Origin of the sequence: Mucilaginibacter mali (assembly GCF_013283875.1) — a bacterium.
Classification (GTDB): Bacteria; Bacteroidota; Bacteroidia; order Sphingobacteriales; family Sphingobacteriaceae; genus Mucilaginibacter; species Mucilaginibacter mali.
In genome coordinates, this window is record NZ_CP054139.1 from 3,808,648 (window position 1) to 3,824,261 (window position 15,614).

The window sequence follows — 15,614 nt, forward strand, 5'->3', positions numbered from 1 at the left end:
ATGTCACTACAATTTTACTTTCCTGCCGCTTCTTTTTTTTCTTAGCTTAGTATTCAATATGCCTCGAAAAATTGATATAAATATCCATGAACATTTAAACCCGTGGATAAAGAAAAGTTTAGATCTGTTTAATAATAATAACTATTTAGATCAAATACTGGAAATATATCCTTTTCAAATTGCTGTACCAACGCGGTTGAACAAAGAATTGAGCAGGGAGATCATGATGGCTCATGCGGCTCGGGACACCCCCAAATTATTCAGCTTGTTAAAAAACCTTACCAAATTCCCCTACGATGACCCGATATGGTATTTATTAAAATCCGTTAAAGGGTGTTTTGATAATAACCCGCGGCAAGTGCAGCGTATAGCAGATTCTTTATATTCGATGACGGCCGAAGAAGTGGTGGTCAGGCTGGAATCAGCGCCCAAGATCAACACCCAAATGGGACCGATGTTTACCAAGTGGCTTAAAAACAGATATAAATCTTTGCATGCGGATGAGTTCATGAACTCGGATACCGGAATAGTGAATCTGCATGCCAGCGAAGAAGAAGCTAAAAGGTTTGTTAACGATGTACTAAAGCAGGATCTGCCTAAAAGGCCCGATCTTTTTGTAAAAGTAAACAGTACCTACATTATTGGCGAAGCCAAATGGATAGGGCAACCAGGCGGCAACCAGGAAAAACAGGTTGGCGAGGTAGTACAATTTTGCTCAAAACAACGCGGTTCTGTAATTCGTATCGGTATTGTTGATGGTTTCCCCTGGGCTATACATAATTTAAGCGGCAGGTTAATTAATAATAAAGAGGCGGTAAATATCCAGGAATCGCCCTATAATATTATCAGTGCGCTGCTGTTAGATGAATACCTTGGTGGGTTTCTGTAACATGCTCAAACAGGTTGTATTTTATATCTTCCTTGTTAAAAAGCTTTTTAATGGTATCAATAGCATGTTGCGAATTATCTATACCTACCCAATGCCTGTTTAATTTAGCGGCGGCGATAAGTGTAGTCCCCGAACCTGCAAAGCAATCTAAAACAATAGATCCGGGATTGGAAGAGTTGAGGATAATACGGTTTAACAAATCTATATTTTTTTGCGTAGGATAGTCAGAGTACGATAATCCTTTATCCTTATATTCCCAAACATCCTGGGTTTTAACGCCGGCGTGGTCTTTCGCGTAAACAATTTTTCGCGGGTTCCCTTTTTCCGACCATTCTATCAATCCCAAACTTTCAAGCCGTGTCAGTTCTTCCCGGCTATACCTCCAGTGCCTGCCTTTAGGGGGCATTAAGCCGTTCCATTCCTTCCCGGTATCTCCCGAAAGGGTTTCGCCGGGGGCATGTAAGGGGTGGGTAGTGTATCGCCCATGCTGAGGGTGTTTTTTAGGGAACAGTTCCTCTATTTTCCTTTCAGACAGGTCTTCTTTTATATTATTCCAGATATTGTTATCCCGCTTCTTCGCGTAAAAAAGGATCATGTCCGAATAATTCCCGTAGGCATTTCTTGCAAAGTTTTTTGGGTTGCACTTAATGCGGGTAATATCATTGATAAAATTGTCGTAGCCAAAAATTTCGTCCATTACAATTTTAATGTAATGCCCTATCTTTTTATCTATATGCAGGTAAATGCTGCCTTTATCCGAAAGGATATCCCTCAATAAAATTAACCTTTGCCTGATAAACTCTATAAACTCATTATGCGTCAGTTTATCCGAGTAAGCGTGTTGATTGTCGATATCAGCAAAATCATTACCTGTGGCAAATGGCGGGTCGATATAGATCAGGTCGACCTTGCCTTGCAGTTCTTTACTTAATATTTTTAATACTTCTAAATTATCGCCAAAAAATAAGCTGTTATAAGGGCCGCTGTGTTGCTGATCGGTATGAGTTAACGTCCCACTGGCGCTTTCGCTAAGCAGCGCGTGTTCCGAAACCTTACCATCGTAATCTAAAATACAATTGCGGCTTTTTTTAAGATAAAAGCGTACCGGCCTTTCGAGTGTTGAATTTGATAAGATAAAGTTGATGAAATCATCCTCTAATATTCTATAACTTTTGTTTACCTTAATTGCATTCAGCTCGTTATTTATAATATATTTAGAAACTGTTTGGCGGGTTACTTGTAACTTTTTAGCAACTTCATCAATAGTTAGAAAAGTATTTCCCATATTAGATTACTGATTTCGACACAAATTAACCGGTTTTAACACAAATCAACAAGTGACATAAATGTTTTTTTATCTAAAAAAATATATCACATTGATCCTCCTGCTTTTAGGATTTAGCACGGTGTTTGCCCAAAACACCGACCTGCAACTGGCGCAGCAATTTAGCGCCAATGGCGAGGAGCAAAAGGCCCTGGAAATATATCAGCGCCTGTATAAGCAGGATAACGATGCCTACTACACCGGCTATCTGAATAGCCTGCTTGCACTGAAAAAAACAGACGAGGCCGAGAGCATCACCAAAAAGATGATGAAAAAGCACCCGGCCGATTTTCAGTATGCCATAGCGCTGGGCAAGGTATACCGCGAGCAGGGGCACCCCGAAAAAGCTGAAAAAGTTTACGATGACCTGCTGAAGAACCTGCCTACCGATTATAATAGTATTGTGCAATTAGCCACCCAGTTTTACCAGTCAGAAAATTCGGATGTGGCCGTTCGCATATTTCAGCAGGGGCGCAAGACTTTACATAACGATCAGGCATTTACGCTTGAACTCATCAGCCTGTACCGTTTTAAACATCAGAAAGCGCCGCTGATCAACGAATACCTCAACTTTTTACCGTTGAATCCCGGCTATATCAATTCGGCCGAAAACACCATGGCCGGCGTATTTGAGAACAATGCCGATTACGATATGCTAAAAACCGAACTGCTGAAACGTATACAGGCCGCCCCTCAACAAGTGATATTTGCCGATCTGCTTACCTGGCAATACCTGCAAATTAAAGATTACGAGCAGGCCCTTAACCAGGCCATAGCACTAAGCCGCAGGCGTAATGACGATGGCAGCAGCATTTTTGAACTTTGCCAAACCCTGGTAAGTAACGAAGCTTATGACGAGGCCATCCGCGGGTACGAATACATTATCGCCAAAAGTGCAAAAGACCAGCAGATCTACGTAGCCGCCAAGGTTGAACTGATCAACACCAAAAATCTTAAAGTAACATCGGGCAAGTACACCCAGGCCGATCTGGAGGGCTTGGAAAAAGATTACTTTGAACTGCTCACCGAGTTTGGCCGGAACAATGGCACCGCCTTCGCCATGCAAAAACTGGCCCGCTTACAGGCATTTAAAATGCACAAACTCCCCGAAGCGCAAAAGCTGCTGGAGGAGATGATCAAGCTGCCCAACCTCAATACATCTATGCTGGCCGCCTGCAAGCTTGATTTGGGCGATGTGTACGTAATGAGCAACCAGCCCTGGGAAGCTACCCTAATTTACAGCCAGGTTGAAAAAAGTAACGCCGATGTAGCCACAGTACAGGATGCTAAACTGCGCAACGCCAAACTGGCTTATTACACCGGCGATTTTGCATGGGCCAAAGGACAGTTAGATGTGTTGAAAGCTGCTACCACCCAATTAATTGCTAACGATGCCTTGAATTTATCGCTGTTAATTAAGGATAATATTGAAGAGGATAGCACCGGCGCCGCCTTGAAAATTTATGCCCGTGCCGATTTGTGGATATTTAAAGAACAGCCGGATAAAGCCCTGATGGCGCTTGATAGCATCGATAAGAAATTCCCCAATAACGAACTGGCCGATGATATCCTGATGGCGAAGGCACGCATCCATATCCAGCAAAACGATTATTCGGGTGCCGCCCCTTTACTGCAAAAAATAGTTGACGAGCACAAAACCGAGCTTTGGGCAGATGACGCGGTTTTTATGCTGGGCGATATTTACGAGAACCACCTGAATGATAAAGAAAAAGCGAAAACCTTTTATCAAAAGATCATCACCGATTACCCCGGCAGCCTGTTTATTAACGATGCACGCAAACGTTTCAGGATTTTAAGAGGCGATAAAATGAACGGCCAACTATAAAATCCGTATTTTTGCCCTGATGATCGTATACAACGAAACCTACGTAATGGATGAAGCCATTAAAGACGAATGGCTTACCTGGATGCAAACAGAACAGATACCGGCCATTATGAAAACCGGTTGGTTCAATTCCTATAAAATTCTTTCAGTGTTAGATTCGCCAAACGAGGGCGTAACTTATTGTGTGCAGTTTATTACCGATAAAGAGGGTAACTATACATACTTTCGGAACAAGCACTCAAACTGGTTTCACCAACTACATAACCAAAAGTTCGAGAACAGGTTTGTGCTTTTTAATACCTTAATGCAATTGATTGACGAAAAATGAATGTAAAAACCACCGCCATTGATGGCCTGTTAATAATCGAACCACGTATTTTCCCTGATGACCGCGGTTATTTTTATGAAAGCTATAACCAGCAAAAATACGTTGCCGCTGGAATTACGGATACCTTTGTACAAGACAATCAATCGTTCTCTCAAAAAGGGGCTTTACGCGGCTTACACGGCCAGGCCGATCCATTTGCACAAGGTAAACTGGTGCGTGTTATTCAAGGCCGGGTACTGGATGTAGCGGTTGATATCCGCAAAAACTCGCCAACCTACGGACAGTATGTTACTGTTGAATTGAGTGGAGATAACCATGTACAATTTTGGGTTCCGCCCGGCTTTTTACATGGCTTTGTAACGCTTGAGGATGATACCATTTTCACCTACAAAGTAACCAACGTTTACGATAAAGCTTCAGAAATAGGTGTGATATGGAACGATCCAACTTTAAACATCGATTGGGGTATCGACGCTGGCGATGCAATATTATCACCAAAAGACCTGGTACTGCCTTCGTTTAACGATTTTGTAAGTCCGTTTTAGGTCATTAGTCATTAGTGAGAATATCACTTTGGCTATATTGTTTGCCTGATTTCTAATCTCGGATTAACTGATCACTACCCGCAAATCTTTTGGCATCCTGCCGTGTAGCAAGAACCTGGCCGCGTCGGGATTGCCATTTTGCCTGGCGGTTTCGGCGGCGGCTTTCCAATCGTAAGTGCAAAGTACTTGTTCTATATTAATGTCATTGCCTTCTGCGCTAACTATCGCATATTTGGCATGCGGCGTCATCGACTCCATTGCGAAACGGTGCTCGCCGGTACCCAGGTAAGCCGGCAAGCCAACACTACCGGGATTCAGGATAATTTTTCCGTTCGATAACCAGATCATCCGGTTTACATGCGAGTGGCCACACAGGATAATGCGCTCGGCTATGTGTTGTGTTTTTGCAATCAGATCTTCATCGTTATAAACAAATACGCCGTTGGCGGTTACCTTTTCTAACAAATACTCATTATCGCTTTCGGGCGTGCCGTGGCATACAAAAAACAAGCTATCACAGGTAGCGGTTTTCGGCAGCCCTCGCATCCAATTGATGCTTTCGTCCGACAAATCCCCTACCACTCTATCCATACCCGGTTTATGCTTGCCCGATGGGTTATCAATAGCTTCCAGTATTTCTCTGTCCGTATTCCCGGTGATGCATAACATCGGGTTTTGGCGCAATAAGTCTGCAACCTTCTCAGGCTCCAACGCTCCGAAAAAGAAATCGCCCAGGTTAATGGTATTACTGATACCACGGCTTTTAATATCTGCTAAAACTGCTTCCAGTGCTAAAGCATTGCCGTGTATGTCTGATATAATGGCGTATAGCTGCATAAACCTCTCCTAAATCCTCTCCAAAGGAGCGGACTTTAAAATACAAGCTTCCCCAAAAGCCCTCCCTTTCGGGGAGGGTTGGGAGGGGTATTACTTCGTTATCAAATTATACAGCTCATCCAGCTTAGGTGATAGTACAATCTCTATGCGCCTGTTCCTGGCTAAACCTTCAGGTGTATTGCTGGTGTCTATCGGTTGGAATTCGCCCTTGCCGGTGGCTGTTAAACGGTGAGGATCGATATTTTCGACTTCGGTAAGATAGCGGGTTACCGATGTGGCACGTAATACGCTCAGGTCCCAGTTATCTTTTATCTGGCCAAGGTTTTTTATCTTTTTATCGTCGGTATGGCCTTCAACTGCCATATTGATATCCGTTTCTTTATTTAGTACCGCAGCCAGTTGTTTCAACGCTTGCTTACCCTTATCATCAATTATAATACTGCCCGACGGGAATAGCAACTTATCGGTAAGCGATACATACACCTTGCCATTACGGATATCAACCGACAATCCGTTCTGCGTGAAGCCTAACAGCGCTTTTTGCAATTTTTCCTTCAGCGCATTGGTAGCTTCGTCTCGTTTGCGCAAAATATCTTCCACCTCTTTCAGGCGTGCTTCACGTTTGGCCAAATCGCCTGATAGCTGAGTTACTTTGCTTGATGACGCATTGTATTTACCATTCAGCGCGTCGATATTTTTGTTGGCGGTGGCCAGGTTATCGTTCAGGTCGCTGATATTCTTTTTCAGGTCGGCAATTTCGTGATGCAGACGGGCGGTATCGCCTTGCAGCCTACTGCGTTCGTCTTCCAGGCTCATCGTGCGCGACGACAGCGAATCGCGCTGGGCCAGCAGGGCTTTATATTTTTTAGGCGACAATACCACGCACGATTGCAGCGCGATACCGGCAAACAAGGCTAACAGCAAATACTTCATTTTCATATCATATGATGGGTTAGTGGTTAAACAAGTGCGTTTTGTAAAAAGCCAAGCAAAGGGTAAAGTTCCTTAAATACCCCGGCAACATTTTTCGCGATATCGATTTTTTTCAGTTCGGCATCTTTAAGCTGATGAACAGCGGCAAAGCTTTTTAGTTTCAGCAGGCTGATGTTTTCGTTATCAGCGTCATAACCATTAGGGATGGTTTTCAATTGCTCCTGGTCACGGAATTCACCAAATGTTTTTTTGAACGAGGACTTATCTACGATGGCTTTAAAATCGGTAGCGTTGTAATCTATCTCCTGGCGGATCATTTTTACATGTTCGCCCTCAGGCATCCAGTAGCCCCCGCCTACAAACGAGTTACCTGGTTCGATATGCATATAGTAGCCTATACCGGCAGCGTACCTGCCCTGGCTTAGCTTATGAATGCCTATCCAGTGCTTATACGGGGTTTTATCTTTGCTGAAGCGGATATCGCGGTAAATGCGCATGATGCATTTTTTTGGATCGGTGTGCGCATCCACCAGGGGATCTATCTTGCTTAGCTCTTTTAAAACATCGCCGGTAAATTGTACAATGTTATCATAAGCAAGCTGGTATTTGTCTTTATTATCAAGGAACCATTCGCGGTTGTTATTTTCCTTTATTTCGGTTATAAAGTCAAGCGTTTGTTGGGTGATCATCGGTATCTAAATGCGGCTGGTAATGTATTTTGGGCGACAGCCAATATAACATCAATATACGCGAATATCGGTAATTAAAAGGCGCCAGCAAAAGGCATCCCGATAAAATGACACTTAAATATAACCAGGGCGATTCCATATTGCCGGTAAGCAACCATGTGCCTAAAGCCAGCGTAACCAGTTCGGCTACGTTCATGGCGTAGCTTACGTACATGGCGGCGTAAAAGTACCCCGGCTCTATCTCGAACAGTAAATTACAATGCGGGCAAACATCGCGCATCCCCGCCGACCGCAGCGAATACATCGGCCCCTTAAACATATCTCCCCTGCGGCAACGCGGGCATTTGCCATGCAACATTGCCCATACTTTAGGTGTTTCGGCCATTATCTAATAGTAATTTTGGGGTAGATTTTTAGAAAATCAAAAAGTATGATCGTACAATAATTCACTCAAAACGAATGATGAACTACGCGGGGTTGGCCGCATTTTTGCGACGGTATTTTCGATACCACACGAAACCCACCGTACCTACGGCCAGGTAAGGGGCTGCAAGCAGATACATCACGCCGTTATTTAAACCTTTGGTGGTACCGGCGCCGCTTTTGTTATTGGTTTCTACCATGGTAGAACACATGGCGCATTGCGCGTTTGCAGTTTTCACACTGCCCGCGGCCAGCATCAACACCATAACAGCTAAAAGCAATCGGAAGCTTTTCATGTTACAAATTTACGGAATATTTCGGGTGATTTAACCACAAAGGACACAAAGAATTTGCGGGAATAAATAAGCACAAAGAACACAAAGAAAAACACTGACACTCCAGTGGTTTGTGCAAATTATATTCCTTTGTGTCCTTTGTGAAAACCTTTGTGCCCTTTGTGGTTAAGTCAAATCATCACTAAAATTAAAAATGATAATACGGCGATATCAACAGGTAAACCACTACGCCGGTAATGGTTACATACAGCCATATCGGGTAGGTCCAGCGTACCAGTTTGCGGTGTTTTTCTACCTGCATTTGCAGGCCGCGGTAAAAGCTTAGTAATATCAATGGTAATACGGCAGCGGCCAGGATGATGTGCGATATCAGTATGGTTAGATAAATGGTACGTACGCTACCAATCGCGGCTTTTTCCATCGCGTCCAGCACGCCATCACCATTAATGTCGCCAAAGATGGTCTCGGGCGCCATATAGTGAAACGTAATGTACGATACCAAAAACAGCGAGGACAAGCAGAAGGCTGCTATGTTGATGCTTTTATGCACCGCAATATTCCCCATCCTGATAAAGATGAGGGAAAGCACCAGTAAAAACGCACAGGTACCATTTAAAATGGCGTTTAGCTTAGGCAGGTAAATAGTGAACGATGGCAGATGTTCGGGCGGAGGCAATACTTTCCTGTTCAGTAACACTACTACTAAAAATACAAACACCGATACAGCGGCTACAAAACGAAATATAAATTTATCTGTCATTCTTTTTATTATCGCTATTCACACTGGCTTCAGTTTATAACTGAAGCCCATTGATATCTGCAAGTCTGTGACTTGCGTTGCTATGTTAATAAAGTCACAGACTTTATCTTATCCGCAGGCTTCAGTTACAAACTGAAGCCAGTGGGGGTTGTTGGTGTCAACACCAACAGTTGCCCAATGTAGAGCCACATATTTGTGGCTCAAGCCTGCGCGACCGATCTGTATACGGGAGACGCAATTATGCGTCTCTACAAAATCAATACAACGGCTTCTCCTTCTTCCGCAACTCTTCCGATATCTGCACCTTCAACTCATCCACCAATCGCGTAACATCCGTGGCGGATGTACCATCGTAGTACCCCCTGATGCGGCGCTCCGGATCCAGCAGTACAATTTTGCTGCTGGCTATAAATTCGTCTTTACCGCTTTGCAGGGCATCCACAAATAGTCCCTTGCGGGCCAATGTATAAATTGTGGTGGTATCGCCGGTCAGGAACTTCCATTTGCTGGCCGGCTGCCTGTATTGGGCGGCGAAGCTTTTCAATACGGCAGCGTTATCTCTTTGCGGATCGACCGTTATCGATGCAAACGTTACCAGCTTGTTTTTGATGTAATATCCCGCCAGGCTATCCATATTGGCATTCACCTTTGTGCAGATATCCGGGCAATGGGTATAAAAAAAACTGATCACCAGTATTTGCCCCTCAAGGGTTTTGAACGATACGGGTTTGCCATCCTGATCCAGCAAATTAAAGTCGCCCGCTTTGTGAAAAAGCGTATCGGGGATCTTTTTACCATGAAAGGTATGAAATGTGCCCGAGAGCGGCTTGGGGCCATAAAAGGGCAGCGGTTTGTACCTGTTTTTACCCTGACTGGTTAGTAAATAATATAAAAATCCTGGTACCGCTAATATCAGTACCAGGATCACTATCTTTTTTATGCTGCTCATTTATCTCAGTAACCGGCAGCTTGATGTACATCTACCCAATGGTGGCTTTCGTTGGTCAGCACCAGTATTAAACCGATGATAAACAGAATAGGCACTATAATAGTGTAAATTAAGGCCGTTGCTTCAAATTTTAAGTGCATGAAGAATGCAACAATAAAATAAGCTTTTGCAAGTGTTAATATAATGTATATAGGGTTAGCCACGCCGTATTCAATTATATGGTGCGGCACCATATAAAGTGCTATAAAAAACTCAATAGCGGTTATAGCGGTCAGGATCCCCAATACCTGGAAGATCTTCTTCTTGGTCATTCCTTCGTGGTCGCCGTGATCTTCGTGCAGATGGTGTGTTGCTGATGACATAATATATCAGGTTGTGATGTTTTAAACTAAATAGAAGAATGTAAATACAAATACCCAAACAAGGTCTACAAAGTGCCAGTAAAGGCCAACTTTTTCAATCATCAGGTAGCTGCCACGTTTTTGGTAGGTGCCCAGTAAAACGTTAATCGTTATAACGATATTGATGATCACCCCGCTAAATACGTGGAAACCGTGGAAACCGGTGATAGTGAAGAACAGGTTAGCAAACTGCTGTGTATAAACCGGGTTAACCAGTTTCTCATCGTGGAAGAACTCTTTTAGCGCTTCGTGGCTTGGGATATGTCCCCACCAAAAACCTTCTTCGTGCAGGTGTGTCCATTCTAAAGCCTGGCAACCCAGGAACATGAAACCACCAATAACGGTAGCTATCATCCACCAAACAACCTCTTTTTTAGCATTACGATGACCGGCCTCTACCGCCAAAACCATCGTTACCGAACTGGCGATCAGGATAAAGGTCATGATACCTACAAACACCAGTGGCGCGCCATGGGTTATGCTGGTTAATGGTACTGATTGGAAAACCAGATCGGGTGCAGGCCAGCTTGGAGAGCTGAAACGCAACGCGCCGTAAGAGATCAGTAACGTTGAAAATGTAAACGCATCCGAAAGCAGGAAGAACCACATCATTAGCTTGCCATACTCAACCGAGAATGGCGAACGGCCCCCGGCCCAGGCTGTGGTCTTTACTTCGTCAATTTGTGATGTTGTTGTACTCATCTGTACTAAAATAAGAGATGTTTAAATTTGATTCAAAAGTAAAAAAACGTATAGATAAATCCATATAATATCCAAGAAATGCCAAAAAATAGCTGACATTTCCATCCGATATAAATTCTTAACCTGTGGTATCCCTTTAATGCTGCCCGCCAATGCAGCGCCCAGCCATACCAGGCCGCCCAAAATGTGCAGGATATGCATAAAAGTGATCACATAAACAAACGACCGCGACGCGTTCGGGTCGGTTAAAAACACCTGCATTTTGTACGACAGGATGTACCAGCCATAAACCTGCAGGCATAAAAAGGTGATGCCTAAACCAATGGTGAGCCATAAAAACAGTCCCTGCAGGCCGCGCTCGTTCTGTTTGGCCGCCCTTGATGCCATAAACAGCGTAATGCTGCTTATTACCAGCACAATAGTGCTGTACCTGAACGATGCAGGCAATATCACATTCAACCCGTGCCCCTTGCCGCCGGCATATACGATAAAGCCGCTGCTAAAGGCCGCGAAAAGCATAAACGAGCAGAAAATAAAGATCCACATGTTAAACTTTTTGGCGCCAAGCTGTTGTATCTTCTCGTTATCTTGTTGTAACTGAGCCATCATTATTTATTTCGCAATAAAATCAAACAAAAACATTAATTGCACCACCGGCAAATAAAAGAACGATCCGAACATCAGCGATCGGGCCGCTTTAATTTCGCAGGTGCGCAAAAGTACAAATCCCTGGTATAAAAATATCAAACTGCACACCAGCGATACGCCCCCTACATAATAACCGCCATAGTGGTAAATAGTTGGGAGTAAACTTACCGGCACCAGGATGGCGGTAAACAAAAACGTAATGGCGGCGCTCACTTTATCGCGCCCGCCGCTGGGCAGCAGGCGGAAACCCGCCAGTTTATAATCATCGTCAAGCACCCAGGCGATAGCCCAAAAATGCGGGAACTGCCATACAAATTGTATCCCGAACAGGATCAGGGCAATTTCATCTATCCGGCCATGTGGCTGCGCGGCTACATAACCGATAAGTGGTGGCAATGCACCCGGTATAGCGCCAACAAAAACCGCGATGGGTGATTTTTGCTTCAAAGGCGTATAAGCGAATGCGTATAGCAATATCGAAAATACCGATAGCAGGCCGGTCAGCAAATTCAGGCTGCCCAGCAGATAAGTTCCGGCTATGCCCATACCCAAACCCAGTACCAAACCTTGCCCGGTGGTCATACGTCCGGCAGGCATCGGGCGGTCCATGGTGCGCTTCATCAGCTTATCCAGGTCTTTTTCAATCACCTCGTTAAAGCAATTGGCTGCCGATGTTACCAAAAAGCCGCCGATAACCAGCTTCAGCCAGTTGATCCACATTTGTGTGCTGTACAACGAAGCCTCGGGATTAGGGTTATGCTTAACACCAATAATAAATGATATCGACGCCGAGAACACTACCAAAAAGGTAAGCCTGGTTTTGATCAGTTTTGAAAAGTCTTTCCCTGTCATGCCAATGCCCCCCTGTTATTAACCGACCGTGATAAATTGAGCAGCAGGTAAAACTGCGCGCCAAACACCAAACTGGCCAGTACAATGTGCGATGCCTGCGCGAAAGGCGGCAGCGCGAAGTATGACAGCGCTATGCCTGTGCCTATTTGCAGCATGATCATCAAAAAAATAAAACTCATTATTTGCTGCTGTATGGAGTGGCGGCTGTAACTTTTGCGGATCAAACCATACAACATCACATTCAACACAAAAACTGCCAGCGCTATGTCGCGGTGTTGGTTAAATATATCACCGGCTTTTGCTACCCAATCCTGGCGGTAACCGCCTTGTAAATGGGCCGAAACCTCGTCTATCTTTTCGCGTACCGATGTACCAAAAGTGATCTGTACAATGCTTAATATTAATACGGCCACGGCCAGCAGGTATAAAAAGCCTTTTATAGCCATTTTGGGCCTGCCCACCACTTTCGCGGCGTGGTAACTATAAATGCACAATGCCAGTATGGCTAATGCCAGCAGCATATGTACAGTAACTATCCATGCCACCAAATTGGTTGAAACCACGATAGAACCTAACCATCCCTGGAAAACAACCAAAAGCAAGTTAAAAACGCTTGCTACAGGTATCCAGTTATTAATCCCCCTGTAATTGAATGAGTAGATAGCCGTCAGCAATAAAAATATGCCTGATAAAACGCCTGCTATGCGATTGGCATATTCTATCCAGGTTTTAACAGCATTAAATTCTTCGGGAACCAGTATCGACTTGTCTTCGCGGATGCGGGTGGCAAGTTCGCTATAGCCAAATACATCAAGTGTTTTAGCAAAGCGGTCGTTCTTTTTCTTGCGACCGGCCACGTATTTCTCTTTATAATCGGCCGGTAATTGCGATACGTTGGTGGGCGGGATATAGCCACCAAAACATTTAGGCCAATCCGGGCATCCCATACCCGAACCAGAGCTGCGCACCACACCACCCGCCAAAATCACAACAAATAGCAAAATAATTGCAGTAAGGTTAAATTTCCGAAACCGTTCTTTTGCTGATGCTTTACTCATTCTTCTTCTAAGTCGCGACTCTTAAGCCGGTAGTTCTAAGCCTGTAGTCAGTAGCCTTAAGTCGATAGTCCGTAGTTAGAAATACCTTAGACTTGATGCTTAAGACTTCAAACTTGCTGCTTAAGGCTTCAAACTTGATACTGTCTTTTAAAAAACTAAGTCTTAAGTCGGGAATTTGACTTCGCTCTCCGGACTTAAGACTTAGGATATATTGAACAGGGGCAATGCCCTGTTAATTAGCTTTCTTGGTTGCCCGATTTGTTTTTAGCCACCCACTCGTGGTAAGCTTTCAAACCCGCCTCATTATCTTCGAAATCGTGCTCGGTGTTAGAGCTCATAGTTTGAGAGAAAGGCGTAGTTTGCGGGATAAAATCATGATCGGCACCCGGCTTGCTGTAATCATAAGGCCAACGGTAGATGGTTGGGATCTCGCCCGGCCAGTTACCATGCAGGTGCTCAACAGGTGTAGTCCACTCCAGGGTATTTGATTCCCATGGATTTTCGGTGGCTTTTTTACCCCAGAATATCGAGTGAATAAAGTTGATCAGGAAGCCAACCTGTGCTAAAGCTGATATGATAGCAGCCCATGTAATGAACATGTTTACTGATAACCAGCGTTTCATCGATTCGAACTCGGTGAAAGCATAGTAACGGCGTGGCACACCATCCAGACCCATAAAGTGCATCGGGAAGAATACCAGGTAAGCGCCAATAAATGTCAGCCAGAAGTGCAGGTAACCTAAACGGTCATCCATCATCTTACCGAACATTTTAGGGAACCAGTGGTAAACACCGGCCAACATACCGAATATTGCTGCCGAACCCATTACCAGGTGAAAGTGGGCCACTACGAAGTAAGTATCGTGCAGGTTGATATCCAAAGCGGCGTTACCCAGGAAGATACCTGTTAAACCACCAGAGATGAAGAACGATACCATACCGATAGCGAAAAGCATAGCAGGCGTAAACCTGATGTTACCGCGCCACAGCGTAGCCAGCCAGTTGAATGTTTTTACCGCAGATGGTACCGCGATGATCAGCGTAGTGATCATGAACACACCGCCCAGGAACGGGTTCATACCCGTAACAAACATGTGGTGGCCCCATACGATGAACGACAGTACAGTGATACCGATCAGCGAGTAAACCATCGCGTGGTAACCGAAGATAGGTTTGCGTGAGTTAACCGACATGATCTCTGATGAGATACCCATGGCCGGCATAATTACGATATATACCTCAGGGTGGCCCAGGAACCAGAATAAATGCTGGAACAGGATCGGGCTACCACCCTCAAATGATAATACTTTTCCGTTTAATACGATGTCCGACAGGTAGAAGCTGGTACCAAAGCTACGGTCGAAGATCAGCAATACCACACCTGCAACCAGTACCGGGAATGCTAATACACCCAGGATAGCGGTAAGGAAGAATGCCCAGATAGTCAAAGGCATTTTCCACAGGTCCATACCTTTTGTACGCATGTTTAATACGGTACTAACGTAGTTGATACCGCCCAACAATGATGAAGCGATAAAGCACACCATACTGATCAGCCACAGGGTCATACCCAGATCAGAACCTTTCATTGCTTTTGGCAATGCAGATAATGGCGGGTAAATTGTCCAGCCACCGCTTGCAGGGCCTTTTTCAATGAAGAACGAGCTTAACATGATCACGCTGGCAGTAAAGAAGAACCAGTAAGATAACATGTTCATGAACGGCGATGCCATATCACGCGCGCCAACCTGTAAAGGGATCAGCAAGTTACTGAAAGTACCGCTTAAGCCGGCAGTTAACACAAAGAATACCATGATGGTACCGTGGATGGTTACCAGCGAGAGGTAGAAACCCGGGTCTAAACGGCCATTAGGCGCAAAGCGGCCCAGCAAAGTTTCTAACAAAGGGAATGCCTTATCAGGATAAGCCAACTGGATCCTGAAAAGTATAGATAAGATCATCGCGATAACGGCCATCGTAATACCTGTGATCAGGAACTGCTTGGCGATCATCTTGTGGTCCTGACTGAAGATATATTTGGTCAGGAAAGTATCGTGATGGTGCTCGTGATCATGGTCGTGGTCATGCTGATGTGCTCCGTGATCTTGAACTGATAATGTTGACATAATTGCTA

Annotated in this window: 18 protein-coding genes; 4 read left to right on the top strand and 14 right to left on the bottom strand. The window is 44.5% G+C overall.

Annotated features, from left to right (window positions below; translation table 11 throughout):
- Positions 1-58: 58 nt before the first annotated feature.
- Entirely contained in the window at positions 59-889 is an 831-nt protein-coding gene (locus HQ865_RS15775; RefSeq protein WP_173415818.1) for a hypothetical protein, read from the top strand.
- On the opposite strand, the gene HQ865_RS15780 is transcribed toward HQ865_RS15775, so the two are convergent.
- Positions 846-2,174 carry a DNA methyltransferase gene (locus tag HQ865_RS15780; protein ID WP_173415819.1) on the bottom strand — a complete coding sequence of 443 codons (1,329 nt, stop codon included), beginning with the start codon at positions 2,172-2,174 and terminating at the stop codon, positions 846-848. The genes HQ865_RS15775 and HQ865_RS15780 overlap by 44 nt on opposite strands.
- Positions 2,175-2,265: 91 nt before the next feature.
- Between HQ865_RS15780 and HQ865_RS15785 the strand changes: the two genes are divergently transcribed.
- From HQ865_RS15785 to rfbC, 3 genes are read left to right on the top strand one after another with little or no spacing between them, the layout of a single operon-like run.
- Positions 2,266-4,059: a tetratricopeptide repeat protein gene (locus HQ865_RS15785; RefSeq protein WP_173415820.1), complete on the top strand. Its 1,794-nt coding sequence runs from the start codon at positions 2,266-2,268 to the stop codon at positions 4,057-4,059.
- 19 nt (positions 4,060-4,078) lie between these two features.
- Entirely contained in the window at positions 4,079-4,387 is a 309-nt protein-coding gene (locus tag HQ865_RS15790) for a DUF4286 family protein (RefSeq protein ID WP_173415821.1), read from the top strand.
- Positions 4,384-4,932 (top strand): dTDP-4-dehydrorhamnose 3,5-epimerase, encoded by a 549-nt coding sequence (rfbC, locus tag HQ865_RS15795; protein WP_173415822.1) that lies wholly within the window; start codon positions 4,384-4,386, stop codon positions 4,930-4,932. Before HQ865_RS15790 ends, rfbC begins: the two co-directional genes overlap by 4 nt.
- Before the next feature lie 63 nt (positions 4,933-4,995).
- On the opposite strand, the gene HQ865_RS15800 is transcribed toward rfbC, so the two are convergent.
- The 13 genes from HQ865_RS15800 to HQ865_RS15860 all read right to left on the bottom strand — a co-directional run bounded on the left by HQ865_RS15800 (position 4,996) and on the right by HQ865_RS15860 (position 15,606).
- Positions 4,996-5,769, bottom strand: a complete 774-nt coding sequence (locus HQ865_RS15800; RefSeq protein ID WP_173415823.1) for a metallophosphoesterase family protein — start codon at positions 5,767-5,769, stop codon at positions 4,996-4,998.
- 90 nt (positions 5,770-5,859) lie between these two features.
- Positions 5,860-6,708, bottom strand: coding sequence for an OmpA family protein (locus HQ865_RS15805; RefSeq protein WP_173415824.1), 849 nt, complete (start codon positions 6,706-6,708; stop codon positions 5,860-5,862).
- A gap of 20 nt (positions 6,709-6,728) precedes the next feature.
- The gene (locus HQ865_RS15810) at positions 6,729-7,391 is read right to left on the bottom strand and encodes a DUF2461 domain-containing protein (protein WP_173415825.1); all 663 of its coding nucleotides are present in this window, start codon (positions 7,389-7,391) and stop codon (positions 6,729-6,731) included.
- The gene (locus tag HQ865_RS15815) at positions 7,369-7,776 is read right to left on the bottom strand and encodes a DUF983 domain-containing protein (protein ID WP_173415826.1); all 408 of its coding nucleotides are present in this window, start codon (positions 7,774-7,776) and stop codon (positions 7,369-7,371) included. The genes HQ865_RS15810 and HQ865_RS15815 overlap by 23 nt, the downstream gene beginning before the upstream one ends.
- An 82-nt stretch (positions 7,777-7,858) precedes the next feature.
- Positions 7,859-8,110, bottom strand: a complete 252-nt coding sequence (locus HQ865_RS15820) for a hypothetical protein (protein WP_173415827.1) — start codon at positions 8,108-8,110, stop codon at positions 7,859-7,861.
- Positions 8,111-8,297: 187 nt separating this feature from the next.
- Positions 8,298-8,870: a DUF420 domain-containing protein gene (locus HQ865_RS15825; protein ID WP_173415828.1), complete on the bottom strand. Its 573-nt coding sequence runs from the start codon at positions 8,868-8,870 to the stop codon at positions 8,298-8,300.
- Positions 8,871-9,126: 256 nt separating this feature from the next.
- Entirely contained in the window at positions 9,127-9,819 is a 693-nt protein-coding gene (locus HQ865_RS15830; RefSeq protein WP_173415829.1) for an SCO family protein, read from the bottom strand.
- A 5-nt stretch (positions 9,820-9,824) separates the two neighbouring features.
- The gene (locus tag HQ865_RS15835) at positions 9,825-10,181 is read right to left on the bottom strand and encodes a cytochrome C oxidase subunit IV family protein (RefSeq protein WP_173415830.1); all 357 of its coding nucleotides are present in this window, start codon (positions 10,179-10,181) and stop codon (positions 9,825-9,827) included.
- A gap of 21 nt (positions 10,182-10,202) precedes the next feature.
- The gene (locus HQ865_RS15840) at positions 10,203-10,922 is read right to left on the bottom strand and encodes a cytochrome c oxidase subunit 3 (RefSeq protein ID WP_173415831.1); all 720 of its coding nucleotides are present in this window, start codon (positions 10,920-10,922) and stop codon (positions 10,203-10,205) included.
- Between the two features lie 21 nt (positions 10,923-10,943).
- Positions 10,944-11,531 (bottom strand): cytochrome c oxidase subunit 3, encoded by a 588-nt coding sequence (locus HQ865_RS15845; RefSeq protein ID WP_237073482.1) that lies wholly within the window; start codon positions 11,529-11,531, stop codon positions 10,944-10,946.
- Positions 11,532-11,534: 3 nt separating this feature from the next.
- Positions 11,535-12,422, bottom strand: coding sequence for a heme o synthase (gene cyoE, locus HQ865_RS15850; protein ID WP_173415832.1), 888 nt, complete (start codon positions 12,420-12,422; stop codon positions 11,535-11,537).
- Entirely contained in the window at positions 12,419-13,480 is a 1,062-nt protein-coding gene (locus HQ865_RS15855; protein ID WP_173415833.1) for a COX15/CtaA family protein, read from the bottom strand. The genes cyoE and HQ865_RS15855 overlap by 4 nt, the downstream gene beginning before the upstream one ends.
- A 236-nt stretch (positions 13,481-13,716) precedes the next feature.
- Positions 13,717-15,606, bottom strand: a complete 1,890-nt coding sequence (locus HQ865_RS15860) for a cytochrome c oxidase subunit I (protein ID WP_173415834.1) — start codon at positions 15,604-15,606, stop codon at positions 13,717-13,719.
- Positions 15,607-15,614: the final 8 nt, after the last annotated feature.